The sequence below is a fragment of the Vibrio sp. 3-2(1) genome, from assembly GCF_963887575.1.
GTDB classification, from domain to species: domain Bacteria; phylum Pseudomonadota; class Gammaproteobacteria; order Enterobacterales; family Vibrionaceae; genus Vibrio; species Vibrio anguillarum.
Genome location: NZ_CAWPGB010000033.1, coordinates 284,551 through 307,424, shown reverse-complemented (window position 1 = coordinate 307,424; position 22,874 = coordinate 284,551). Strand labels below are relative to the sequence as shown.

Genomic DNA, 22,874 nt, shown 5'->3' with positions numbered 1-22,874 from the left:
GCCCTACTTCTCACAGTTATTTCTCTTTATGAAAACATTGATACGATTCGCACTAGGAATATGCAGCTTTAGCCTACTGATAGGCTGTAGCGAACAAATTGACCATAGTAAAATTCGCCAGAGCGGATTCGTATATTGTGGTCACGGCAATCCCACCACTTTTAACCCACAATTGGTTGAGAGCGGCATTACGTCTGAAGCTCTCAGCCCACAGATTTACGACACGCTGTTGCAATTGGATTCAGAAACCTTACAACCGATACCAAGTCTGGCCACGAGTTGGACAGTGAATCCACAGGGTACAGAGTATACATTCAAGCTAAACGATGGCGTTCAATTTCAATCAACCGCTTGGTTTACACCGACTCGCGCTCTTAATGCCGATGATGTGGTCTTCAGCTTTCGCCGAATCATTGACCCAACCAACCCGTTTCATTACGTCAATAGTGGCGTCTACCCATGGTTTGCGGGTATTGATTTCAAAAACTTGCTGATCGATGTTCAAGCTCTGGATGAACTCACGGTTAAATTTACCCTCAGCCGTCCCGACAACTCCTTTTTATCCAATATCGCCACCAGTCATGCTGTCATACTCTCCTATGAGTATGCTAATCAATTAGTGATTGAAGATGAAAAAAGCATGATCGACAGCCATCCTGTTGGATCCGGACCATTTTATCTAGACGAATTTAAAGTGAATGACCTTATCCGCCTCCGTCGTCATGGCGCTTATTGGAATGGCGTGGCGAAGATGGAACAAGTCGTATTTGATGTCTCCAACCGAGGCACAGGGACACTCGCCAAACTACTACGCCATGAATGCGATGTGCTCAGCTCGCCTATTTCAAGCCAAATCCCTATTATCAAGCAGCAATCGGAAATAGAGCTTGATGCCAAGCCTGCGATGAACGTGTCTTATATTGCTGTGAATACCTCTCACCCTGCGCTCAGTGATGTTCGCGTGCGTAAAGCGCTTAATTTTGCGATCAACCGCCAAAATATTTTGGACTCGGTCTATTACGGTACAGGAAGTATTGCTTATAACATTCTTCCCCCCTCCTCTTGGGCCTATCAAAAGGACAGTATTCAAATTCGCTATGATCGTAACTACGCGATCGCATTACTTAAAGAGGCTGGCTATTACGCCAACTTGGAATTGACGATGTCTGTTCCTGCAGAGTCTCATGCCTATAATCCAAGCCCACGTAAAACCGCCGAGTTAATTAACGCTAACCTTGCCGACATTGGTATTACATTGCATATCATCACGGAAGACCGCCTCGATCGTTCAAATTTGACCCAGCACGCCAACGTTGATCTGATTTTAACGGGCTGGAATGGCGATACCGCAGACCCAGATAACTTTTTGCGTCCACTGCTCTCATGTAATTCAGATCGCTCAGGGCTCAATGCCTCGATGTGGTGCAATAGTGATTTCGATTTTCTACTCGATTTGGCCTTGGAAGTAGACAAGTCGCGCTATCGCCTTAACTTATACAAACAAGCGCAAAATATCTTGAATGAAGAATTCCCTGTTATCCCATTGGCACACGGCATGCAATTTAAAGCGTACAGCAAAACATTAACGGGCTTTAAACTCAGCCCATTTAATGTACAACCCTTCAATACGGTTGAGAGGATCGAATAGTGTTTTTATATACGGTACGCAGACTCAACTTATTTATTATCACGTTACTCATTTTGACTATGGTCGGGTTTGCGCTGCTGCGCTTAGATCCACAGTCGCCTCTAACTGCTCATGGATTTTGGTCAGGTTGGTCAACCTATTTAGGGCAACTACTGCAACTGAATTTTGGCGTCAATCACAGTGGTGTCCCGATTGTGGATGAACTGGCGATGGTCTTTCCAGCAACGCTGGAGTTATGCCTCATTGCTTTTACTCTCTCTTTGTTAATTGGTCTCCCTATTGGTACGCTCGCAGGAATGAAGCAAGGTAAATGGATTGATACCGTCATCTCCTTCACGTCAATGTCCGGCTATTCAGCACCGCTATTTTGGGTAGCTTTGCTAATGATCATGGTCTTTTCACTGCATTATGAGCTGTTTCCTGTTTCAGGACGTTATGATCTACTCTACCAAGTGGAACACGTGACAGGTTTCGCTCTGATCGATGCTTTTTTCGCTGAAGGCAACTACCGTGCTCATGCTTTGCAAAGTGTTATTGAACATATGATTTTACCCTGCTTGGTACTGGCTCTAGCACCGACGACACAAGTGGTGAGCCTGATGCGTTCTTCGGTGGCCGATGTAATGGCTCAGAACTATATACGCGCCGCTCGAATTAAGGGTTTAAGTGATTACGAAATTGTCACCGAGCATGTGCTGAGAAATGCAATTCCACCTATTATTCCTAAATTCGGGGTTCAGTTATCGAGTATGTTAACGCTAGCAATTATTACTGAATCCATCTTCAACTGGCCGGGAATCGGCCGTTGGCTGCTCGATGCCTTATCTAACCAAGATTATGTCTCCATTCAAGCCGGCGTGATCGTAGTTGGTACGCTCGTTCTCACAGCAAACATTCTGTCTGATTTGATTGGCGCTATGGTTAACCCGCTGGTAAGAAAGGAATGGTATGCTAACAAATAACATTTATCAGGAAGAGCATATTCCAACTCAGTTTGAGCGGTTTTGGCGCAGCTATCGCAATAACAGTTTGGCGATGTTTGGCTTGTGGTGCTTAGGACTCATTGTGTTGATTACCCTCACCTCTCCTTGGATAGCCCCTCATGATCCGCAGTTGCAAACGAGCAACCTATTAATACCGCCTTCTTGGGATCCTGCGGGTACTGTCGAATTTTTCTTAGGTACCGACGATTTAGGCCGAGATATCTTGTCACGGTTGATTGATGGTACCCAATACACCTTCGCTGCCGCTATTTTAATCACCGCTATCGCGGCTGTGATCGGCTGTTTTATCGGCATTATGGCAGGCATGACCAAAGGATTATTGTCCAGTACATTGAACCACTTACTCGACACGGTCATGTCGATTCCATCGTTGCTGCTTGCCATTATTTTTGTGGCACTGCTCGGTTTTGGCGAGTTCAATATTTTGCTTGCGATTGGTTTGGCACTCATCCCTCGCTTTGTTCGTTCGGTGTATATTGCCGTACACAACGAAGTAGAAAAAGACTATATCCTTGCCGCACGTTTAGATGGTGCCAATGACTTTTATCTGTTGTGGAACTCCATTTTACCCAATGTCCTTGCTGTCATCGCCAACGAAATAACACTCGCGTTATCCATTGCCATCTTAGACATCACCGCTTTGGGCTTTCTTGGTTTGGGTGCTCAAGCACCAAGCACCGAATGGGGCACCATCTTAGGTGATTCAGTTGAGCTGATTTACCTCGCACCATGGACAGTCACTCTCCCCGGTTTAGCGATTATGTTTACGGTGATCATCATCAACTTAGTCGGTGAAGGTGTACGACAAGCTCTGAATGCAGGGGTGGAATAATGCCATTATTAGATATTCGCCATCTCACCATCGAAATTGATACGCCACAAGGCATGGTAAAAGCAGTCGATCGCATGAGCTTAACCATGAACGAAGGCGAAATTCGCGGGTTGGTGGGAGAATCCGGATCAGGAAAAAGCTTGGTGGCTAAAGCCATCGTAGGAATATGCAAAGATAATTGGACCATCACCGCCGACCGCATGCGCTTAGGTAACATTGATCTACTTCAGCTGACGCCGCGCGAACGCCGGCGAGTGATTGCCCGCGACATCGCGATGATTTTTCAAGAACCGTCAACCTGCTTAGACCCTTCAGATGAAGTGGGAAAACAGTTGATTGAATCAATTCCATCGCGCACATTTGAAGGCAAATGGTGGCAGCGTTTTACATGGCGTAAAAAACAAGCCATTGCCCTTTTACATAAAGTAGGAATCAAAGAGCACGCGCGCATCATGAGTAGCTACCCCTATGAGCTAACTGATGGTGAATGCCAAAAGGTGATGATTGCGATGGCTATCGCAACCAAACCAAAAATTTTGATTGCTGATGAACCAACGAACGATTTGGACCCCATTACCCAATCACAGATATTGCGCCTGCTAAGCCGGATGAACCAGGTTAATAACACCACGATTCTATTGATTGGCCACGACTTAACCACCATTACCCAATGGGCTAACCGTATTACAGTGATGTACTGCGGTCAGTCTGTTGAGTCAGCCGATACCCAGAAAATATTGAGTGAACCCAAACACCCTTATACGGCCGCACTACTGAAAGCGATGCCTGATTTTAGTGATTGGATCCCGCATAAAGAAAAATTGCAATCCTTACCGGGTTCCATTCCACCCTTGCAACATTTACCGATTGGTTGCAGATTAGGGCCTCGCTGCCCCTATGCTCAGCGCCAATGCGTTGAAATACCGTATCCACAACGTATTAAAAATCATAAGTTTGCCTGTCATTTCCCACTCAATATGGAGCAACAGTCATGAGTGCATCATTATTAGAAGTGAACGGGTTAACTAAAGATTTCATTACTCGTTCAGGTCTGTTTCGCAAGAAAATTCAGCATGCGGTCAAACCGGTCAGCTTTACGTTAGAAGCGGGACAAACCATTGGTTTTATTGGCCAAAATGGTTCTGGTAAATCGACATTGGCACGAATGCTTGCGGGGATGGTTGAACCCTCTGCTGGCGAGATACGCGTTAATGGAGAGTTATTGGAACACAAGGATTACTCCACGCGCTGTAAGCTGATTCGAATGATTTTTCAAGATCCGAACACATCGCTCAACCCAAGAATTCAAATTGGTCGTATTCTAGAAGGGCCGCTCAAAAGAAACACCAATATGCCACCGGAAGCGCGCATGAAGCGCGTGAAAGATACGCTATTGCGCGTTGGGTTATTGCCAGAGCACGCCTACTTCTACCCGCAAATGCTCGCCACCGGGCAAAAACAGCGGATTTGCTTGGCACGAGCACTTATTCTACAACCGTCGATCATTGTGGCTGATGAAGCATTAAACGGGCTAGACATGGCAATGCGATCACAGATGATTAACTTGTTTCTAGAACTGCAAGAAGAGATGGGTGTCTCGTTTGTGTATGTATCTCAACACCTTGGTATTGTAAAACACATTACAGACAAAATTATGGTGATGCACGAAGGCGAAGTCGTCGAATCGGGTGACACACAAGAAGTATTGTCTAATCCAACTCATCCCATCACTCAAAGAATGATTGAGAGCCACTTCAACAAAGCGCCCAGCTTTAAATAGCCGCTCTGTATTTAATATCGGAAGACAATATCGTCGATATTGTACTGTTCCTCCCCCTTTTAGGGGGAGGTTAGGAGGGGGTGTACAGGCCCTAGCCCTCCTCTTGAAGGGGAGGATTGACAGTGCTCACCCCACCCTAACCCTCCCCTAAAAGGGGAGGGAATTAGTTTCGTTAGCGTTGAGAGTATTTCATTTATGATGATAGATGCGGGTTGCTAAAATAGTTTTACCCTAAACCTTCTTGAGGAAATTGAGTTCCCATTTCAGTAAATCACTATTTGGCTTGTCTTTTCGTAATACCAATAACCTGACTACTTGATTAGTTTAATTCAATCTACTTCTACTGCTTTTCATAAAACTGAGAGGTGTTTGTCCTGTTTGTTTCTTAAAAAAAGCAATAAACGCACTATCAGAAGAAAAGCCTAGCAAATGAGAGACCTCGCTAACTTGTATTTCTTTAGACAGCAACTCAATCGCCTTTAACAAGCGCCATTGCTGCCTCCAGTCTTGATAGGACATTCCTGTTTCTGCTTTGAATAGCCTTGTGATCGTTTTGGTACTTGCACCTATAGAATGTGCGATGGTGGTAAGAGGCGGCACCAAAAAAGATTCTTGCATCACTTGTTGGCAGAATTTTTTAAACCGACGATCTAACGGTAAGGGTAATTGGAAAGAATGACGTTTAGCCGCATAAAATTCCTCCCAAAAAAGAGCCGTCGTTTTTTGCATTTCATTTTCAGGTTTATCCCATGCCCACAATGCCATCTTATCAATGAGTGCCTTTAGCAAAGCATCAACTTCTATCATAATCATGTTATTTGGACATTCAAAAACTGCACAATCGAAGTATAGCGATCGATAAGCTACCACGTTCGTCATCATCGCTCGATGTTGGATGTATGGTGGAATCCAAACTGCTTTTGTCGGTGGTAAAATACAGATTGAGTTATCTAAAGCAAAGCTGATGCATCCTTGAGGCGCATAGAGAAGTTGGCCTTTTTTATGTTGATGCATTCCCGAGTCGTGTTTACCGATGTCGGCTGCTATCCCTACAACGCAAGCTGTTAATTTATCAGCATCGAATTGGGTTTGTTCATCAATAATCGCCATTTGTTCGAATCTTGTTGTTTCTGGTATTAATGTTGTTAATAGATAAAGAATAGCCTCATTTATACTGTGCGCCAAGTTCATTGATGAGGACACAAGATGAATACAAAACCTTCTTTATGGCTGATGGTTGTCATGTTGATGTTTCCGCAAATCGTGGAAACCATTTACAGCCCTGCTTTAGGTTCTATTGCCCAATCCTTTTCGGTAAACGACGCCCAAGCAGCTCAAACGCTGTCCGTTTATTTTTTAGCTTTTGCTATTGGTGTTCTTGTTTGGGGAATACTGGCAGACAAATTTGGCAGACGCCCAACCATGATTATTGGCCTATTTATATACGGCTGCGCTTCTTTGGTGGCTATGCAAACTGAAAGCTTTAGCATCATCATGGTCGCACGCGCATTTAGCGCATTGGGAATCGCTGTTGGTTCAGTTGTGACACAGACCATGCTTCGCGATGCGTTCAGTGGCGAAGAGTTAGGCAAGGTCTTTAGCCTAATGGGAATGGGGATATCAATTAGCCCTGTGTTAGGAATGCTACTAGGTGGTCAGCTAACGTCTATTGGTGGTCATCATTGTGTGTTCTTGGCGCTATTTGTTATGGCGATAATGCTATTTTTGTACAACCTGATTAAGCTTCCTGAAACTCAAAAAGAAAGTCAGTCTCTACAACTAGGTAGCTTAAGTCTTCGAATGTTGAAAGATTCGCACATCTGGTTTTCGGCTTTATTGGTTGCGCTATACAACATTGCACTGTTCTCTTATTACCAGCTTGGCGCTTTTACTTTTGAAGCGTTAGGTCTTAGCTCTGCCCAATTTGGTTACAGTGGGGTTGTATTAGGGCTTGGGACGTTACTAGGCAGTTACTTAAACAAAACTCTACTTTCGAAACAAGTGTCGCAACGTTCTCTTTTATGGGTATCCGCTATGCTGTTAACTATTGGTGCTATCGGGGTTTATGCCATGCAGGGCTCTATTTGGTTTTTAGCACCAATGATGTTAGTGGTGATGTCTTTTGGTATTGCGATCCCAAATGTGCTGAGTGTCGCTTTGGTTGACTATAAACAACAATCGGGTAGTGCTGGTGCTCTATTTGGACTTCTGTATTACTTATTGATTGGTGGCGGATTAGCTCTAGTTGGCGAGGTTCAAAACTTAGGTATGGTGCTTATCGTATGTAGTGCAGCCACGGTATTGGTCACAACATCACGCAAGTAATAAGTTACTGATATTTAATTGCAAATCTTTCCCGCACTGTTACTAATTTAGCTAGAAAAAGAGCTTCTATCAGAAGCTCTTTGAGTTAGCGCGTTTTACTGGCTTGCTTTTTCAATTCAAAATCAAACTCGTCGGGAAATAACACAACGCCTTCTTCATTCTCATTGGGGAACACCACCACCGACAGTTCATCTTCTTCCAAGCCCGAAGTCCAACGGCTGTGCCATTTGTTCAAAGAGATCGCTTCCGCTTCACACGCTTGCCACTCGCCTGTTGCCCATGCCTTGGCAAACTCTTGGTTAGGCCACACAGGAACACAATCATCTTCTTCTGTGTTGAGCATGACACAACCGTGTTCATCTTTTAGTATCCAAACTTCACGGTTTGCAACAATGGCTTTAATGCAGTATTTAAAACGTTCTTCTTCATTATAGCGATTGATTGTTTCTATCTGTTCTGTGGTTAATGCGTCTGCCATAGCCCGGCTCCATGCGAAAGTTGGGGAATATAAAAACGCCTACAGTGTAGCACTGCAGGCGTTACATTTAGAATCTTAAACAATAAGATGATAAAAAGGATTAAGCCAATTCAGCTTGCAGCCAAGGCCAACCTTGTTTCTTACGGCTTAAGGTATTTTCCATCATCAACATGCCATCTTGTTCGTGTTTAGTCAGTTTTTCAGCCCATTCACCAGTATAAAGAAGACGGGTCTGCGCGGTGGTAATGTCGGTCAACATCACGGCGGCAAACGCAAGGCCTTCCTCTTCACAGCGACGAACTAGATCTGCTTGAATGGCGTCAATCATGCCATCGACTTGTTCAAGCGTTGCCAATTCCACTTGACCAACCACCACATCACGGCCGTTGAATGGGTAAGCTTTCAAATCTTTCTCAACAAGTTGAGCGGCAGATAAACCTTCAATGTCTGTTTTCGCAATCAAAAGCGCTTTAATAAAGGCATCAAGGTCTTCAACATCAGCAATTTCAGCCAGTGCCAGCACCGCTTCTTTATCTTTTGGTGTGCACGTTGGAGACGCAAAACCGACCGTGTCAGACAAAATCGCAGACATCATCAATATGGCTAAAGGACGTGTGATTGGCGCATTTTCCATCTTGAATAGGTTGAACAAGATAGTACAGGTACAGCCAACTGGCCAAATCCACGCTTCTAGCGGATTCACTGTCATTACGTCGCCTAGGCGATGATGGTCAACAATACCGAGAATTTCCGCTTGGTTGATGTCATCAGGTGCTTGCGCAAGATCGGTATAGTCCACAAGCCATACTTTTTCGCCCGCGACGCTAGTACGAAGTTCAGGTTGATCAACACCGGCTGTTGCAAGAATGTGTTGAGTTTCACGGTTAATTTCACCCTGACGAACAGGCGTTGCTTCTAGACCACGTGCTTTAAGTAATTCAGCAGCAACTAATGCACCACAAATGCTATCACTATCTGGGTTTTTATGACCGACAACGAAAATCATCTTTCTTCCTATTTTAATGCTATTTGATGGCCTATCGAAGGTGATAGGCGAGATTGCTCACAAAGGCCGATACTTTACCTGATTTTCAGAATTTGTCATGGCTTGTGGTTAAGAAATTATGGCTAATTTAGCGCAGCATTCCGCTACCCCGAATCATTCAGTTAACCTGAGCACTCTGTTAACAAGGGCACTCCACTAACAAGAGGTAATCACTGCTCGGCTGGCTAAGCCACTTGCCAAGGAGACTTCAAATACTTTGACTGGCTCTGGCGAAAGCTTATCTCCTGTCCAGTAGTCATACCAATCCACTGGCTGGCTCGCTGTTAAGGTATAGTCACACGCCTCACCTTGGTAATTGAATAAGCAGTGCAGATCATTGCGTTCTGTTAACTTTAAAAATAGGTGATTGAGAGCCAATGAAGTTGGCTTAGCCGCATCTTGGTTGTGTTTGCGCCTAATCATTAACTTATTTAGGCTCTGCTTAGCAAAAGAGGTCAATTCTGGGAGTGGATCACCTGAAAGCAATAAACCACCACACGCAAGCAATACATTGCGATGAAATTCATAGCTGATGCGATCGGTCGATTGATTCGCAAGCGACGTCAGTGTTGCGCAATCAGGATCAATTTGCCATAACTTGCGGTGCTGCCAACTGCGATAAAAAGTCTCTTTAGCGATTTGTTCAAAGCGCTGTGGCGAACGCTCGACATCGTCCGAAACACGCATGGCATCTACTAAACCCAGTGACGGCCACATCGGCGCGTTACATCCAAGTAACCATGCCTCTCCCGCGCCTTCTGCGATCGCCTGCATCCCTAAACGGTACGCTTCAACACCCGTCACTCCCGACTGATAGCGCCGCCCTTTAAGTGCTCCCCAATAGTTCGCATCCAATTTAAACAGCTCAACCCCCCACTCTTCTTTCATGGTTTTGATCACATGGGTTAAGTATTCCTGCACGTCAGGATGAGAGCCATCCAGCACATACCAAGGTGTACAGCGCCAGCCACCGTAGGTTATTTCTTCGGCTTTCAGTGGCTGTCTTTGAGCATTTTGTACAAACCAATCTGGATGTTGCTTAAATAATTGAGATTCAGCTTGTGCAATGAAGGGAGCGAGCCAAATTGCAGGTTTTTTGCCCGCTTGTTTGATCTCTTGGATCAGCGCTTTAACACCACGAGAAAACTTATCAGACGGCGTCAACCAATCGCCCATAAACGCCTGATAGCCATCATCCAGCAACACCCATTCTAGCCCCGAAAGTTCTCCTTGCATTGCCGCAAGGTTGGTTAGGATGTGCTGTTCATTAACATCGGCATAATAGGCATACCATGAACACCATCCAACAGGCGCAGGTTGTGCCACACCAGCACGCGGCGTATGGTGACAACTAATATATTGTGCATACTGTTGATACAAATCTGATAATGAATCACCTTGCAAAATAACGACGGATTCTAAACTGTTATTTGTCCAATCTTGTGGATGGGTCTGCTCGCCGTCAATGGAAGCGACTAAATAGGTGCCCGTCCTTTCCTCAAGAATTTCAAAATAGCCAGCAAAACGGTGGCAAGAGGTAAAACCAAACAGTTGGTATCCGGTGGATTGTTCAATCACCAGCGTGTTGTAATAACGTTGGCTGTCTTGCTGCGGGTAAATCCGGTAGCTCAAGCTATTGTCAGGGCAACGCCCCACATCCACCGGATGATGCGGCGAACCTGCAGTTTGCGCTAGCATTTGAAAACCGTCACCAATCACTCGTGCGTCCGATTCAACGTCAAATAGAGTGCGAAACAGCGAGTAGTGATCGGAAATGGGCGAGTTATGTATTCCTGAATAGGAAAAACTGATCTCATCGCCTTGCAATTGGGCAATCAAATCCGGTTGAAGTAACTCAACTTCTCGATGACATGGCAGAGTGATCGTTGTCATAACACCTCAGTACAAAGTACAAATTGTTGTTCTGGCAGTGTCTAATGAATTCGCGTTGCATGTAAGTTGTTTTGATCACGTTTTCTCTTTGACGTGGCTCCGTATGCTGTTTTATTCAACAATGAGAACGCCCAAGGTACAAGTTTGGATGTGACAAGTAAAACGCCAGCATGTTTGCTGGCGTTTCGTTGAGCTAATGACGGAATTACGCCACTTCGATTGGTCCACCGAATGACGTCACTGGTGGTACTTTACCAGTAAATTTCTCGAAATCGACAATGCAAGTATTGGCTGAAGTGGCTTGCGCCAGCTCAGATGAGCCGACATCGAGTGTGAGTGTATTTGGATCGCCATAGGTGCAAATAGCTCCCTCTTTCTCATTCAACGGGCCATACCACGCCCCCTCTTCGATACGGATCACGCCGCGCGGGTAGCCATCGCTTAAGACGGCACCAGCTAATAGCTGGCCGCGATCATTAAATACGCGAACTAAATCCCCTGCTTTAATGCCTTTTTGTTTCGCATCGATTGGGTTGATATACACGGGCTCACGGCCATTGACAGCATAGGTCGCGCGATACTCTTCTGACTCACACATTTGTGAGTGCAAACGCTTATCTGGGTGACAAGATTGTAACCAATATGGATGCTTATCTGAACCTGGGCCACCGTGCGAACGCTCGGTTTTTTCAAACCACATTGGGTGATCTTGGCAATGTTCATAGCCATAACGCCCAATCTTACGTGACGTAATCTCGATAAAGCCAGACGGTGTACCCAATGCGTTTATCTCAGGGTCTTTACGGAAATCGGCGTGGCGAACCCAAGGTTGGCCTTCACCAAAATCCAGTACGCTCTGCTGCCAAAACTGTTCAAATTCTGGTAAATCAAACTTACCCACGTTGGCTTTTTTACACTCGTCATAGAGCGAACGTACCCACTCCATCTCATCCATGCCGCGAGTGAACTCTTCATGGCGACCAAAGCGACGCGTCAATTCAGTGAAAATCTCAAAGTCAGTACGCGATTGGAACAAAGGATCAACCAAGCGGTGCATGGCAATCAAACCCTTGCCCGAATAAGAACCGTATACATCGATATCATTGCGCTCAAACTGAGTACAGGCAGGAAGAACGATGTCGGAGAAACGGCAAGTCGCCGTCCAAGCAAAATCGATCGTGACGACGGTTTGAAGCTTGCGAAACGCCTTCTTCATTCGGTTACGATCTTGGTGATGATGCCACGGGTTGTTGCCTGAAATCACCATCATTTTGTAATCAGGTAGTTTTACGCTCGAACCGTTGTAGCGGATCTCTTTACCCGGCTCTAGCAAGCAATCGACCCAACGGGCAACAGGAATCGTTTTACTGTAGCCGTTGTAGTCTTCGTTGTCCCATTTCGGTTTTGAACCCGAATCTAGGTTACGTGGAAAACCGCCGGGCGAGGCAAAACCGGTTGATGGGACCCCAATACCAGAATAATGATGTCCGTAGGAGATCCCCCCGCCTGGCAGGCCAATTTGACCAACCATCGCCGCCACAACCGCACCAGCCCAGTAAGGTTGTTCGCCATGCTCTTGACGCTGAATACACCAACCAAACAGTAACTGAGTTCGGCCATTAACGAGCATACGTGCAAATTCGCGGATCTTATCGGCTGTTACGCCACAAATCTCGGCGGCCCATTCTGGCGACTTAACAATCTTATCTTTCGTTTCGCCTTGAACGTACTGAATAAAAGGTTCAAATCCTAAGCAATAGGTTTTGATGAACGCCTTGTCATACAGATCTTCGTTATACAACACATGCGCCACCGCCAACATAAACGCCACATCGGTCTGTGGGTTAATGTACCAATGGTCACTGTTTAAGAAGCGCTGGGTTTTATTCTTGACTGGATCAACCGAAATAACGTTGATCTCTCCTTTCGCCACTTTTTCTTTCAACTGATCAAGATAAGGAAAGGATTGGTGCGTTTCACAGTTCCAGCCAACTTGCAGGTTTTTTACCGGGTCGGTCGCCCACAAAACAATGTTGTCTGAATGCTCAAGAATTTCCGACCAAGAGGTTCCTTGGGCATACACTTCTGTCGAACCTAACACGTAAGGAAGAATGGTTTGGCCTGCACCTGTTGAGTAATCACCCACTTTAGTGATGAAGTTACCGTGCATACCTACAGCGCGTTGCATCATCGCTGTACAGTTGTGAAATGACCCCGTTTGGTTCCAACCCGTTTGTCCTGCATGCAGCGCCCAAGGGCCGTACTCTTTTTGTACACGCTCAAGTTCACGATAAAACAGATCCAACGCTTCATCCCAAGTGACGCGGATAAAACGGTTGTTGCCACGTGTTTCGCCGCTGTATTTATGTTTTTTGAGCCAATCAAGGCGAACCATTGGGTAACGCACTCGTGATGGGCTATAGATAATGCCTTTGATCCCGTTGAGCATATCAGTGGGGTGCGTGTCTGACTCTAGCGGCTTGACCGATTGTACTTTTCCGCCATACACATGTGCGCGAAATGCACCCCAATGAGAGCCTGATACTTTCCAACTGCCTGTGGTTTCTGCCGCGTTAGCCGATGTCGAGACCAATAAACTTGGCCCAATAACCGACGCCGCACTGGTGGTTGCTACACCTTTAAGAAAACTTCTTCGTGTAATCGCCATATTTAAAACTCCGTTTGACGTGGATTAATGGTGACCTTCAGCAAAATCTGAAGAGTGTTTTTGTAGATACTTCAAGACTAACGCTTCGCTGTCTGTGTCGAAGTTGACGAATGCCATCATGCCGTTAAACATGCCCGGCCAAGTATTCGCATCAAAATGCGCTTCATCCGGTTGGCTATGACAGACAGAGCAGTTCGTTTTATAGGCCTCACCCGCTTTTTCCCAAATTGGATCCACGCTATCGAGCATGGCTTGTTTTTTCATCCACACTTTCGCGTTTACTTTTTCCCAAGGTAGACCGGTGAGATCATCGACACGCTTTTCACCAACAGTGACGATTGCATCATTTTGTGCCGCTTCTTTCATCAAGGAGCCCACTGCGATGTTCATACCAAAATCTTCTTGGATCACACGACCAAAGCCTTTTGCTTTACGCCAACCATCAATTTCGATTTGAATCATCTCGCCTTTCTCATCCAATACCGTGACTGCCGATGCTGGGTTCAGAAGGCCTGCTTCCACTTGAGCTTGCGCATCTTCATAAATAGGTAAGAAGCGAACGCTCACCACTTGCTTGCCGACCGAGTAATCGGTTTTAGATGCCAACTGCTCTAGCTCGCCAATCAGTCCACCTGAGCTATCCATATTTTTAGGCAGGTTATGGGCGATCCCTTTATGGCAATCTAGGCAACTTTGATCTTTTTCCGCTGCTTGTTTCATCTGAATACGCGCGGTTGCCGACATCTGTTCGAAATCCATCGAATCGTAATTGTGGCAATTTTTACATTCCAATGAGTTGTTGGCTGAAAAGCGCTCCCACTCATGCTTGGCCAATTCAATACGGCGCTCTTCGAATTTTTCAGGGGTACCTAAATCACCAAAAACTTGCGCAAATACCTCCTTAGAGGCTTGCATCTTACGCGCAATTTTAGCGGTCCATTCGTGTGGTACGTGGCAGTCTGGGCAAGTGGCACGTACGCCTGAATGGTTTTTCCAGTGCACGGTTTCTTGCAGCTCAACATAAACGTTGTCGCGCATTGTGTGGCAGCTGATACAGAATGCTTCTGTGTTGGTGGCTTCCAGTGCAGTATTAAAACCGCCCCAGAAAATCACACCGGCGATAAAACCGCCCATCGTGAGCACACCAAGGCTGATGTGCACGGCTGGACGAGTCATAGTGCGCCAAATTTTGACTAACAATGATTTCATGATTCGCTCTCTTAAATTTTCGATCAAAAGGATTACGGGTGAACCGTGGAATTAACCGTGCGCACCAGGAGGACCAAAGAGGAACACTTGCAGCATCCAAACAATAAATCCATAACCGCCGACAAAGGCGATACTTAAGATCGGAAAGAGAACCACTGTGATTAAGAGGAAAGACTTCCACTCAAGCGAACGTTTCTCATTACTCTCTATTTTATTAACATCACTCATACATTTGCCTGTTTTGTATTTCAGTCATTTTGAGCAGCTCGACGACAGAGCTCAGCTTATTACCATTTCTGATACGAAATGTTAGACCATACTCTTTGTAGGGTTCAATCGATTCCTACCTTATATAGCAAGGAATCCACTACTTTTTTGAGCTCGCACGGAGTTGTGTTTGATTAAGAATTTATGTATAGAAATGTGAGTAGTTGTGTCAATTTAATTTCTTTTCATAAACGTTAAACAAGAAACAAAAAAGAAACAAAATGAATTGCAAGATAGGATTGAGGTGCGAATTTCTTCCCGCAAAACGCTCAAATGGCAACCGAAATGTAACACTATTGTTAATAAGATAAGGCATGGTTAGATGTCGATCACCGCTCAGGAATCGGTGTTATATTCGCCCCACTTCAGTGCATAATGCACTGCCCACTGCTGGGTTTTTGTGCACTTCTTGATAGAATTCATCTTACACACTGGCTTTAAAACAGCTTATCCACAGAAAATGTGGATAAGCTGTTTTAAAGGTATAAATAGTGAACAAACACTAGCAGAAGCAGTCAACACCACCTAAGGCGATGGTTTAGAGATGGCAACAAAAAGCGGCCCTTAAAGCCGCTTCTAAAATCATCTCTTCAATAAGGAATTATTCGTGAGATCCATCTCGAAGGTAAATTAACCAGTACCAAATGCCAACAAAAACACCCCCACCGATGATATTGCCAATCGTCACGGGTAATAGGTTATTGATCAAAAAACCCATTAAGTTAAGGTCTGCGTAGTCGGCAATATTGGCACCCGTCATCTGCCAAAACTCAGCGGGTGCAAAATATTTGATACCAATTGCCATCGGAACTTGGAACATATTAGCGATGCAGTGCTCAAAACCCGCGGCGACAAACATGGCGACAGGTAAAATCATCACCATAATTTTGTCAGTCAAGGTACGACCACTGAAAGTCATCCAGACCGCCACGCACACCAACACGTTACACATAATGCCAAGCGCTACTGCCTGCATAAACTCGTGATGCAATTTATGCTGAGAAATGGCCATCGCATTGAGGCCAACTTGGCCACCATCAAACATATATTGTTTGGAAACTAGCATACAAGCGACAAGCATCAGCGCACCAGCAAGGTTGCCAAAATAGACGATGACCCAGTTTTTAATCAACATGCTCCAAGAAATTTTGCCACTCGCACGTGCAACCAACGTTAGCACTGAACTAGTGAATAACTCACCACCGGTGACCACCACCAGAATAAGGCCTAAGCTAAACGCAAAGCCGCCGATAAAACGGCTCAGACCCCAAGCCATATCGCCCGTGCCTGTCGTCACTGTAGTGTAAAAAACGAAAGCAATACCGATATGAATGCCAGCAGAAATGGCAAGAAGGAAAGACTTCATCGGATCTTTCGTCGCTTTTCCAACGCCAGTTTCTGCGGCGCGCTCTGCCATTTGCGGTGGCAATAGGGAATCAAATTGGTTTAAGTTCATGGCAAGTAACATTTTGAAACAAGTTATATAAGGCGCGGATAATCGCTCCATTCCTATGACAATTCAAGAGCTATTTTCTATGTTTACAAAAAATGTGTTTAGCGTGATGAAAATCATAAAAATTTATTGATAGCCCATATCCAGCGTCTATAGATAGCCACTCTCTTGCAAACCAATGATGAATATATACCCAAACAACTTGGAGTTGCAGGTAGGCGGCAAGTGAGTGAGTCCCCATGAGCATAGGCAAACTATGTGATTGGGGTGAACGAACGTAGCCAACACCGCTGCAGCTTCAAGTAGGAAGGGTATAACTGTGTGAAATATCCCCAATTTGGTTGCAGATAACATTTCTTACAACAACTGATTGCAGCCAACAGCGCTGCCATCTATGGTGACAAAAAATCATTCACTATATAGGTGTCGAGATGAAATTTACTCAACAAAATATCGCCGAGCTCAATCTACTCCTCCAATTTGATTTAAGCAGCGCTGCGACTGGCATTAAAGTCCGTAATGATGCGTCTGACGACATGCAATCCGCCGTTCAACGTCTTTACGAAAAAGGTCTGTGTACATTACCTGATGGTGGCTATTTAACGGATGAAGGTATCGAAGTGGCCGAGCATGCAGAGCGCGTGCTGCGCGTTTTGAACTCTTAATCTAGCCTGCAAAGGCAGCCATGACTCTGCTGGCTGCCTTGTCCCCTTAAAAACCGCCCTTCTTTATTTGGCCATTCGCTCAATCCAACGTTGATAGGGCTGAATTCGATCATATCCCCAGTTAAACAGTGTGGTGTAGATAAAGAAAAAGGTCAGAAACCCAGCTTCCAAAATCAATGCATCCCACATCGATACGTCTAAAACCCAAGCGATCACCGGAATAGAAATAAAGACGAGCCCACCTTCAAAACCGGTCGTGTGTAACAAGCGTAAGCTAACCGTACGCGCTAATCGGTTGGTACCAAACACTCGGTCGAACAAAACGTTGTATAGATAGTTCCACGCTACGGCAAATAGGCTCAAACCAATACCTATCATGGCTAAATCCCCCGTTCCCTGCCCTGTCACCAATGCGGAGATTGGAATAATTAACGCTAATGCGGTCACTTCAAACGTTATTGCATGGAAAAGGCGCTCTTTCATCGACAACTCTCTCATTGACATCATTTTTCTCCTCTTTATTCTTCGTCTGAGGTGTTGAATGGGCTCATTTTCATCTATATTGAAGATACTAAAAAGTTAGATAGTATCGGTAAATGAGATATGTTGAGTATTGATCAATTGCAAGCCTTCACCGCAACCGTTGAGAGTGGCTCTTTCTCCGGCGCGGCAAGACAGTTGGGCAAAGTTCAATCGGCCGTTAGCCAACACATCATCAATTTAGAAATTGATTGCGGCGTAGAACTGTTTGATCGCTCCGGCCGTTATCCACGATTAACCGCGCAAGGCGAGCGACTTCTACCGTATGCGCAAGCGACGTTGCAGCAACATCAACGCTTAGCGCAACAAGCACAACTGCTTGCTTCATCACCCAATCAACAGCTTTCGCTCGCGATGGATGAAGGGATCCCGTTACAAGGGTTAACCCATTTATTCAAACAGTTAGCCACACAGTTTCCACACATTGAAATTGAATGTTTAAGTGCATCAAGTACCGATGTGATTGAGATGGTGGAACAAGGTCGCGCTAGCTGTGGGATCATCTTCAGTGAATTGGCCTTACCGAATAACCTTGATTTTGAAAATGTCGGTTCAATCCGTTTTGATGTTTATGTGGCCGCAGAGCATGAATTGGCTCAGCATCAAGCGCCCCATATCGATATGCTAAGATTGCATCGCCAACTCGTTATCCGCTCACGCAGCCATAAAACCAGCAGTTTCCATCAAGCCTTTAGCCCCGAGATATGGTACGCCGATAACTACTATCTATTATTAGAGATGGCGTTAAGCGGTTTAGGATGGTGTTTGCTGCCAAGCTATTTTGCCGAAAGTGAACAAGCGATGGGGAAATTAGTGCGTGTCCCTGTTGAGTTTGAACAGCTGGCTTGGTATACCAACATTGATGTCATTCAGCACCAGCGCATGAGCGCCGATCCTATCCATAAAATGGTCAGGCAGTTGTTGCGCCAGCTTAGCCCACTCACCGATGCCTGATCGGCATACAATCAATACAGGATGTACATTTTATGAGCATCATTACCCTCATTGGCGCAGGTTGGCTAGGCCTTCCTCTAGCGCAAGCTCTTACCGAAAACCACCAAGTCTACGCCAGCCGCACCCAAACGGCAGGAATGCATGAGTTAACGCAACATGGCATCACAGGCTTTGTATGCGATCTTTCTCTGCGCGACCAAAACTTATCGCAGCACTTTATTGCTCAAAAAAGTGAGATTGTGATAGGCAGCTTTCCACCCGGTTTTCGCAAGGGAAGAGGGCAAGAGTATGCGCAGCAGTGGCAGCATTTAGTCGCACAAGCAAAGCTGGCTAATGTGCGTAAAATCGTCATGGTCAGCTCAACCAGCGTCTATCCTGACATTGCACAACCCATGAGTGAACAGGATGCCTCCTTGTCACTGGCGCAAAATGACTCAAACTTCAGTGAAGGAGCACGAATCATGTTGCAAGCCGAGCAACACGTTATCGATTCAGGGCTGGATTATGTCATTGTACGCTGTAGTGGCTTGATCGGAGCAAAGCGTCATCCCTCACGATTTGCAGCGCGTTTGGCGCAAGTCAGCCAGCTTGCACCAGCTAATATGTTGCATCAAAAAGACGCCATTGGTGCACTAATTTTTGCCAGCGAAAAACTCTCCAACCAGGTCGTTAATGCCACCACACCACAAACCGTGAATAAAGCTGAGTTTTATCAAGCCGCGTTGGCAGCCGCCGAGCTAGACTCACCATTGCCGCCAATTGTCGATATTGCAGACAAACGCATCTTAAGCGACAAGCTGAGCCAATTGGGCTATCAATTTCATTATTCACACACGTTAGAGGCACTGGCACTGAATGAGTAAACATCTCTACCAACACATTGAAACCTTGTGGCAGTACATGCAGATGAAGCATGAGCTCGTCGCGGCCGATATCATTATGGTGTTTTGCAGCAATGATTTGCGCGTGGCTGAGTATGCTGCTCATTTGTACCAACAAAATCTGGCTCCCTACCTTCTTTTCTCTGGCGGACAAGGGCGTTTTACTGAGGGTAAATTTGCTAAAAGCGAAGCAGAAACCTTTGCTGACATAGCCAAAGATTGTGGCGTCCCAACCCACGCGATTTTACTGGAAAAAAAGGCGACTCACTCTGGAGAAAATGTACGATTTAGTCACCATCTATTGGCAGAAAAATCGATCACTGCGCAACGTATTATTGTGGTTCAAAAACCCTTCATGGAACGTCGTGCCTACGCCACATTTGTTAAGCAGTGGCCCGCCCCATTTGAGTCATTGATGGTGACCTCTGGCGGAGAGACATTTTTCGATTATCTTGATGAGGATTTCACCGTTGATGTTGTACTGAGTGCGCTATTAGACGATTTTGTGCGAGTCCGCGACTACCCAGCACAAGGATTTCAGATTGAGCAACCGATCCCAGACGATGTGACACTTGCTTACCAAGTTCTGAGTCAATTTGAGTGGTAACACAAGTTGTGGGGCATACAAAATAGATAGGGAGGCTTAAACCTCCCTATCGAATAATTTGTTCAAGGCGCAGAAGTAATGAATTTACTTACCCAAGGCTTCTTTATAGTGCTGACGACATACCGACACGTATTTATCGTTACCACCAATAGAGACTTGATCACCTTCGGCAATCGCCACTCCATGTTCATCGGTACGAATGACCATGTTCGCTTTACGGCCACAATGACAAATTGTTTTCAATTCCACCAGCTTATCGGCCCAAGAAAGTAGATATTTACTCCCTTCAAATAGCTCACCTAAAAAATCGGTACGCAAGCCATAGCACAGTACCGGAATACCGATTTTATCGACCACTTCAGTCAATTGATAGACTTGCTCTTTGGTTAAGAATTGGCACTCATCAACCAAAATACAGTGGCGCTTTTGTTGCTCGTGCAGTGCGTTGATCTCATCATACAAATTCGTTTCAGCGGTAAAAAGCTGGGCGTCTGATTCCAATCCTATTCTTGAACTTACTTTACCAACACCATAGCGGTCGTCGATGGCCGCGGTATAGATCACGGGCGTCATACCACGCTCTTGATAGTTGAAAGAAGATTGTAGAAGAGTGGTTGATTTACCTGCATTCATCGCAGAGTAATAGAAATACATTTGAGCCAAAAGAGAGATTCCTGTCACTAAGTCAATTGGCGAGAGAACAAGGTTCACTCAAATAAAAAAGGATAACCCTACGCGGGGCAAAAAAGAGGGTGACTTTCGCCACCCTGCTACCGTTGCGTTTATTGCGCTTTTTCTTTTGCGACCGTCACCGCAATCGCCAACTCTTCGAGCGACGCTGGGTTAGCCAGACTCGGTGCATCCGTTAGCAAACAAGCGGCGGCGGTTGTTTTAGGGAAGGCAATCACATCGCGAATATTTTCCGTACCACACAACAGCATCACCAAACGGTCAAGACCGAATGCAAGACCTGCGTGTGGTGGCGTACCAAATTTCAGCGCATCCAATAGGAAGCCAAATTTCAGTTGTTGCTCTTGCGCATCGATACCTAAAATATCAAACACCACAGATTGCATTTCAGCATTGTGAATACGCACCGAGCCACCGCCCACTTCATAGCCGTTTAGTACCATGTCGTAAGCATTTGAATTTGCAACCGCTGGGTTGGTTTGCAGCTCTTGCGCGGTTAAGTTAAGTGGCGCGGTAAATGGGTGATGCATAGCATGCAAGTTACCTTCGTCATCTTCCTCAAACATCGGGAAATCAACAACCCATAGTGGAGCCCATGAATTTTCATTGGTGATCGCCAGATCTTTACCCAATTTCAAACGCAGCGCACCCAAGGCTTCAGTCACCACTTTTATTTTATCGGCACCAAACAAAATGATGTCGCCAGACTCAGCGTGAGTGCGTTCTAAAATACCTTCCACAATGTCAGCCGAAAGGAATTTCGCGACCGGAGATTGAACGCCCTCTAAGCCAGCAGCGCGGTCATTGACTTTCATCCACGCCAAACCTTTCGCGCCATAAATACCAACAAACTCAGCGTAGCTATCAATTTGCTTACGAGTTAATGCCGCGCCACCCGGTACACGAATAACCGCCACGCGTCCTTTAGCATCATTAGCTGGGCCAGAGAAAACATTGAAATCCACATCTTTTACAAGGTCTGCAACATCAACCAATTCCAGTGGGTTACGCAGATCCGGCTTGTCGCTACCATAGCGACGCATCGCTTCGCTGTATGGCATCACAGGGAAATCGCCTAGATCAACGTTTAGTAGTTCTAGCCACATGTTGCGAACCATTTTTTCGGTCACTTCACGCACTTGATCTGCCGTCATAAATGACGTTTCAATATCGATTTGAGTAAATTCTGGTTGACGGTCAGCACGTAAATCTTCATCACGGAAACATTTTACGATTTGATAGTAACGGTCAAAACCTGACATCATCAGCAACTGTTTAAACAGTTGTGGCGATTGAGGAAGTGCATAGAAACTGCCTTTGTGCACACGACTTGGCACTAAGTAATCACGCGCCCCTTCCGGCGTTGCTTTCGTCAAAACTGGCGTTTCAATATCGAGGAAACCGTGTTCGTCAAGGAAGCGGCGTACAAAGCTAGACGCTTTAGCACGCAGCTTAATACGATCACTCATTTCTGGACGGCGTAGATCTAAGTAACGATATTTTAGACGTTGCTCTTCTGAGTTCTTTTGGTTGAAATCCAGTGGCAAAACATCACTGCGGTTGATAATCGAAATCCCACTCGCGAGAATTTCCACTTCGCCAGTCGCCATCTCTTTATTGATTTGACTTTCTGGACGCGCGCGTACTTCACCAGTGAGCTTAATGCAGAATTCATTACGCAGTTGGTTAGCTACTGCAAATACATCCGCCATATCTGGATCAACCACCACCTGAACGATGCCTTCACGATCTCGCATATCAATAAAGATAAGACCGCCTAAATCACGACGGCGATTAACCCAGCCGCACAACTCCACAGTTTGTCCTGCGAGGGACTTGTTCAGGTGACCACAATAATGGCTACGCATAATGAATTTCCCAATCTCTAATTAGTTATCAATTCTAAGCCGCTCAGCGTCATTATCTGAGCAGCGC

At 45.5% G+C, this 22,874-nt stretch carries 21 protein-coding genes; 10 read left to right on the top strand and 11 right to left on the bottom strand.

What is annotated here, in order from left to right; translation table 11 throughout:
* Positions 1-28: 28 nt before the first annotated feature.
* The 5 genes from sapA to AACQ79_RS12410 are packed head-to-tail and all read left to right on the top strand — an operon-like array spanning position 29 to position 5,264.
* Positions 29-1,648 (top strand): ABC transporter substrate-binding protein SapA, encoded by a 1,620-nt coding sequence (sapA, locus tag AACQ79_RS12430; protein WP_038149069.1) that lies wholly within the window; start codon positions 29-31, stop codon positions 1,646-1,648.
* Positions 1,648-2,610 carry an ABC transporter permease gene (locus tag AACQ79_RS12425; protein WP_013857041.1) on the top strand — a complete coding sequence of 321 codons (963 nt, stop codon included), beginning with the start codon at positions 1,648-1,650 and terminating at the stop codon, positions 2,608-2,610. Before sapA ends, AACQ79_RS12425 begins: the two co-directional genes overlap by 1 nt.
* Positions 2,597-3,484: an ABC transporter permease subunit gene (locus AACQ79_RS12420; RefSeq protein WP_013857042.1), complete on the top strand. Its 888-nt coding sequence runs from the start codon at positions 2,597-2,599 to the stop codon at positions 3,482-3,484. Before AACQ79_RS12425 ends, AACQ79_RS12420 begins: the two co-directional genes overlap by 14 nt.
* On the top strand, positions 3,484-4,479 hold the full coding sequence (locus AACQ79_RS12415; RefSeq protein WP_010320232.1) for a peptide ABC transporter ATP-binding protein: 996 nt from the start codon (positions 3,484-3,486) through the stop codon (positions 4,477-4,479). The genes AACQ79_RS12420 and AACQ79_RS12415 overlap by 1 nt, the downstream gene beginning before the upstream one ends.
* Positions 4,476-5,264: a peptide ABC transporter ATP-binding protein gene (locus AACQ79_RS12410; protein WP_013857043.1), complete on the top strand. Its 789-nt coding sequence runs from the start codon at positions 4,476-4,478 to the stop codon at positions 5,262-5,264. Before AACQ79_RS12415 ends, AACQ79_RS12410 begins: the two co-directional genes overlap by 4 nt.
* A 324-nt stretch (positions 5,265-5,588) precedes the next feature.
* Here AACQ79_RS12410 and AACQ79_RS12405 read toward each other — a convergent pair whose 3' ends face one another.
* Positions 5,589-6,374, bottom strand: coding sequence for an AraC family transcriptional regulator (locus AACQ79_RS12405; RefSeq protein WP_017043971.1), 786 nt, complete (start codon positions 6,372-6,374; stop codon positions 5,589-5,591).
* Between the two features lie 96 nt (positions 6,375-6,470).
* Here AACQ79_RS12405 and AACQ79_RS12400 point away from each other — a divergent pair, with 96 nt between their 5' ends.
* Positions 6,471-7,589 (top strand): multidrug effflux MFS transporter, encoded by a 1,119-nt coding sequence (locus AACQ79_RS12400; protein ID WP_170899167.1) that lies wholly within the window; start codon positions 6,471-6,473, stop codon positions 7,587-7,589.
* An 85-nt stretch (positions 7,590-7,674) separates the two neighbouring features.
* Here AACQ79_RS12400 and AACQ79_RS12395 read toward each other — a convergent pair whose 3' ends face one another.
* The 7 genes from AACQ79_RS12395 to focA form a co-directional block, all read right to left on the bottom strand.
* Entirely contained in the window at positions 7,675-8,067 is a 393-nt protein-coding gene (locus AACQ79_RS12395; RefSeq protein WP_010320150.1) for a DUF2750 domain-containing protein, read from the bottom strand.
* 100 nt (positions 8,068-8,167) lie between these two features.
* A complete protein-coding gene (locus AACQ79_RS12390) occupies positions 8,168-9,073 on the bottom strand; it encodes a manganese-dependent inorganic pyrophosphatase (RefSeq protein WP_088728800.1) in 906 nt (301 codons plus the stop codon).
* Positions 9,074-9,268: 195 nt separating this feature from the next.
* On the bottom strand, positions 9,269-11,005 hold the full coding sequence (locus tag AACQ79_RS12385; RefSeq protein WP_170899166.1) for a glycoside hydrolase family 36 protein: 1,737 nt from the start codon (positions 11,003-11,005) through the stop codon (positions 9,269-9,271).
* 205 nt (positions 11,006-11,210) lie between these two features.
* On the bottom strand, positions 11,211-13,673 hold the full coding sequence (gene torA, locus AACQ79_RS12380) for a trimethylamine-N-oxide reductase TorA (protein ID WP_170899165.1): 2,463 nt from the start codon (positions 13,671-13,673) through the stop codon (positions 11,211-11,213).
* A gap of 24 nt (positions 13,674-13,697) precedes the next feature.
* Complete coding sequence (gene torC, locus AACQ79_RS12375; RefSeq protein ID WP_026028833.1) at positions 13,698-14,882, bottom strand: pentaheme c-type cytochrome TorC; 1,185 nt, start codon at positions 14,880-14,882, stop codon at positions 13,698-13,700.
* Positions 14,883-14,933: 51 nt separating this feature from the next.
* Complete coding sequence (gene torE, locus AACQ79_RS12370) at positions 14,934-15,110, bottom strand: trimethylamine N-oxide reductase system protein TorE (protein ID WP_010318622.1); 177 nt, start codon at positions 15,108-15,110, stop codon at positions 14,934-14,936.
* A 640-nt stretch (positions 15,111-15,750) separates the two neighbouring features.
* A complete protein-coding gene (gene focA / locus AACQ79_RS12365) occupies positions 15,751-16,605 on the bottom strand; it encodes a formate transporter FocA (protein ID WP_026028023.1) in 855 nt (284 codons plus the stop codon).
* A 428-nt stretch (positions 16,606-17,033) separates the two neighbouring features.
* On the opposite strand from focA, the gene AACQ79_RS12360 reads away from it, so the two are divergent.
* Complete coding sequence (locus AACQ79_RS12360; RefSeq protein WP_010318620.1) at positions 17,034-17,267, top strand: TIGR02647 family protein; 234 nt, start codon at positions 17,034-17,036, stop codon at positions 17,265-17,267.
* 63 nt (positions 17,268-17,330) lie between these two features.
* On the opposite strand, the gene AACQ79_RS12355 is transcribed toward AACQ79_RS12360, so the two are convergent.
* Positions 17,331-17,774 carry a PACE efflux transporter gene (locus AACQ79_RS12355; RefSeq protein WP_013857051.1) on the bottom strand — a complete coding sequence of 148 codons (444 nt, stop codon included), beginning with the start codon at positions 17,772-17,774 and terminating at the stop codon, positions 17,331-17,333.
* A 96-nt stretch (positions 17,775-17,870) separates the two neighbouring features.
* Here AACQ79_RS12355 and AACQ79_RS12350 point away from each other — a divergent pair, with 96 nt between their 5' ends.
* From AACQ79_RS12350 to AACQ79_RS12340, 3 genes are read left to right on the top strand one after another with little or no spacing between them, the layout of a single operon-like run.
* Positions 17,871-18,761 carry a LysR family transcriptional regulator gene (locus AACQ79_RS12350; protein ID WP_170899164.1) on the top strand — a complete coding sequence of 297 codons (891 nt, stop codon included), beginning with the start codon at positions 17,871-17,873 and terminating at the stop codon, positions 18,759-18,761.
* Between the two features lie 32 nt (positions 18,762-18,793).
* Positions 18,794-19,624: an NAD(P)H-binding protein gene (locus tag AACQ79_RS12345; RefSeq protein ID WP_170899163.1), complete on the top strand. Its 831-nt coding sequence runs from the start codon at positions 18,794-18,796 to the stop codon at positions 19,622-19,624.
* Complete coding sequence (locus AACQ79_RS12340) at positions 19,617-20,249, top strand: YdcF family protein (protein ID WP_017043933.1); 633 nt, start codon at positions 19,617-19,619, stop codon at positions 20,247-20,249. The genes AACQ79_RS12345 and AACQ79_RS12340 overlap by 8 nt, the downstream gene beginning before the upstream one ends.
* A gap of 84 nt (positions 20,250-20,333) precedes the next feature.
* Here AACQ79_RS12340 and AACQ79_RS12335 read toward each other — a convergent pair whose 3' ends face one another.
* Both AACQ79_RS12335 and aspS read right to left on the bottom strand, forming a co-directional pair.
* Complete coding sequence (locus AACQ79_RS12335) at positions 20,334-20,912, bottom strand: thymidine kinase (RefSeq protein WP_026027614.1); 579 nt, start codon at positions 20,910-20,912, stop codon at positions 20,334-20,336.
* Between the two features lie 119 nt (positions 20,913-21,031).
* A complete protein-coding gene (gene aspS, locus AACQ79_RS12330; protein ID WP_094147087.1) occupies positions 21,032-22,807 on the bottom strand; it encodes an aspartate--tRNA ligase in 1,776 nt (591 codons plus the stop codon).
* Positions 22,808-22,874: the final 67 nt, after the last annotated feature.

Excerpts from the sequence above, each read along its gene's own strand:
- aspS (WP_094147087.1), bottom strand. The coding sequence starts at position 22,807 with ATGCGTAGCCATTATTGTGGTCACCTGAACAAGTCCCTCGCAGGACAA.
- AACQ79_RS12385 (WP_170899166.1), bottom strand. The coding sequence starts at position 11,005 with ATGACAACGATCACTCTGCCATGTCATCGAGAAGTTGAGTTACTTCAA.
- AACQ79_RS12360 (WP_010318620.1), top strand. The coding sequence starts at position 17,034 with ATGAAATTTACTCAACAAAATATCGCCGAGCTCAATCTACTCCTCCAA.
- AACQ79_RS12420 (WP_013857042.1), top strand. The coding sequence starts at position 2,597 with ATGCTAACAAATAACATTTATCAGGAAGAGCATATTCCAACTCAGTTT.
- torA (WP_170899165.1), bottom strand. The coding sequence starts at position 13,673 with ATGGCGATTACACGAAGAAGTTTTCTTAAAGGTGTAGCAACCACCAGT.
- AACQ79_RS12340 (WP_017043933.1), top strand. The coding sequence starts at position 19,617 with ATGAGTAAACATCTCTACCAACACATTGAAACCTTGTGGCAGTACATG.
- torE (WP_010318622.1), bottom strand. The coding sequence starts at position 15,110 with ATGAGTGATGTTAATAAAATAGAGAGTAATGAGAAACGTTCGCTTGAG.
- AACQ79_RS12395 (WP_010320150.1), bottom strand. The coding sequence starts at position 8,067 with ATGGCAGACGCATTAACCACAGAACAGATAGAAACAATCAATCGCTAT.
- AACQ79_RS12390 (WP_088728800.1), bottom strand. The coding sequence starts at position 9,073 with ATGATTTTCGTTGTCGGTCATAAAAACCCAGATAGTGATAGCATTTGT.
- AACQ79_RS12410 (WP_013857043.1), top strand. The coding sequence starts at position 4,476 with ATGAGTGCATCATTATTAGAAGTGAACGGGTTAACTAAAGATTTCATT.
- AACQ79_RS12400 (WP_170899167.1), top strand. The coding sequence starts at position 6,471 with ATGAATACAAAACCTTCTTTATGGCTGATGGTTGTCATGTTGATGTTT.
- AACQ79_RS12415 (WP_010320232.1), top strand. The coding sequence starts at position 3,484 with ATGCCATTATTAGATATTCGCCATCTCACCATCGAAATTGATACGCCA.
- focA (WP_026028023.1), bottom strand. The coding sequence starts at position 16,605 with ATGAACTTAAACCAATTTGATTCCCTATTGCCACCGCAAATGGCAGAG.
- AACQ79_RS12355 (WP_013857051.1), bottom strand. The coding sequence starts at position 17,774 with ATGATGTCAATGAGAGAGTTGTCGATGAAAGAGCGCCTTTTCCATGCA.
- torC (WP_026028833.1), bottom strand. The coding sequence starts at position 14,882 with ATGAAATCATTGTTAGTCAAAATTTGGCGCACTATGACTCGTCCAGCC.
- sapA (WP_038149069.1), top strand. The coding sequence starts at position 29 with ATGAAAACATTGATACGATTCGCACTAGGAATATGCAGCTTTAGCCTA.
- AACQ79_RS12350 (WP_170899164.1), top strand. The coding sequence starts at position 17,871 with ATGTTGAGTATTGATCAATTGCAAGCCTTCACCGCAACCGTTGAGAGT.
- AACQ79_RS12345 (WP_170899163.1), top strand. The coding sequence starts at position 18,794 with ATGAGCATCATTACCCTCATTGGCGCAGGTTGGCTAGGCCTTCCTCTA.
- AACQ79_RS12405 (WP_017043971.1), bottom strand. The coding sequence starts at position 6,374 with ATGGCGATTATTGATGAACAAACCCAATTCGATGCTGATAAATTAACA.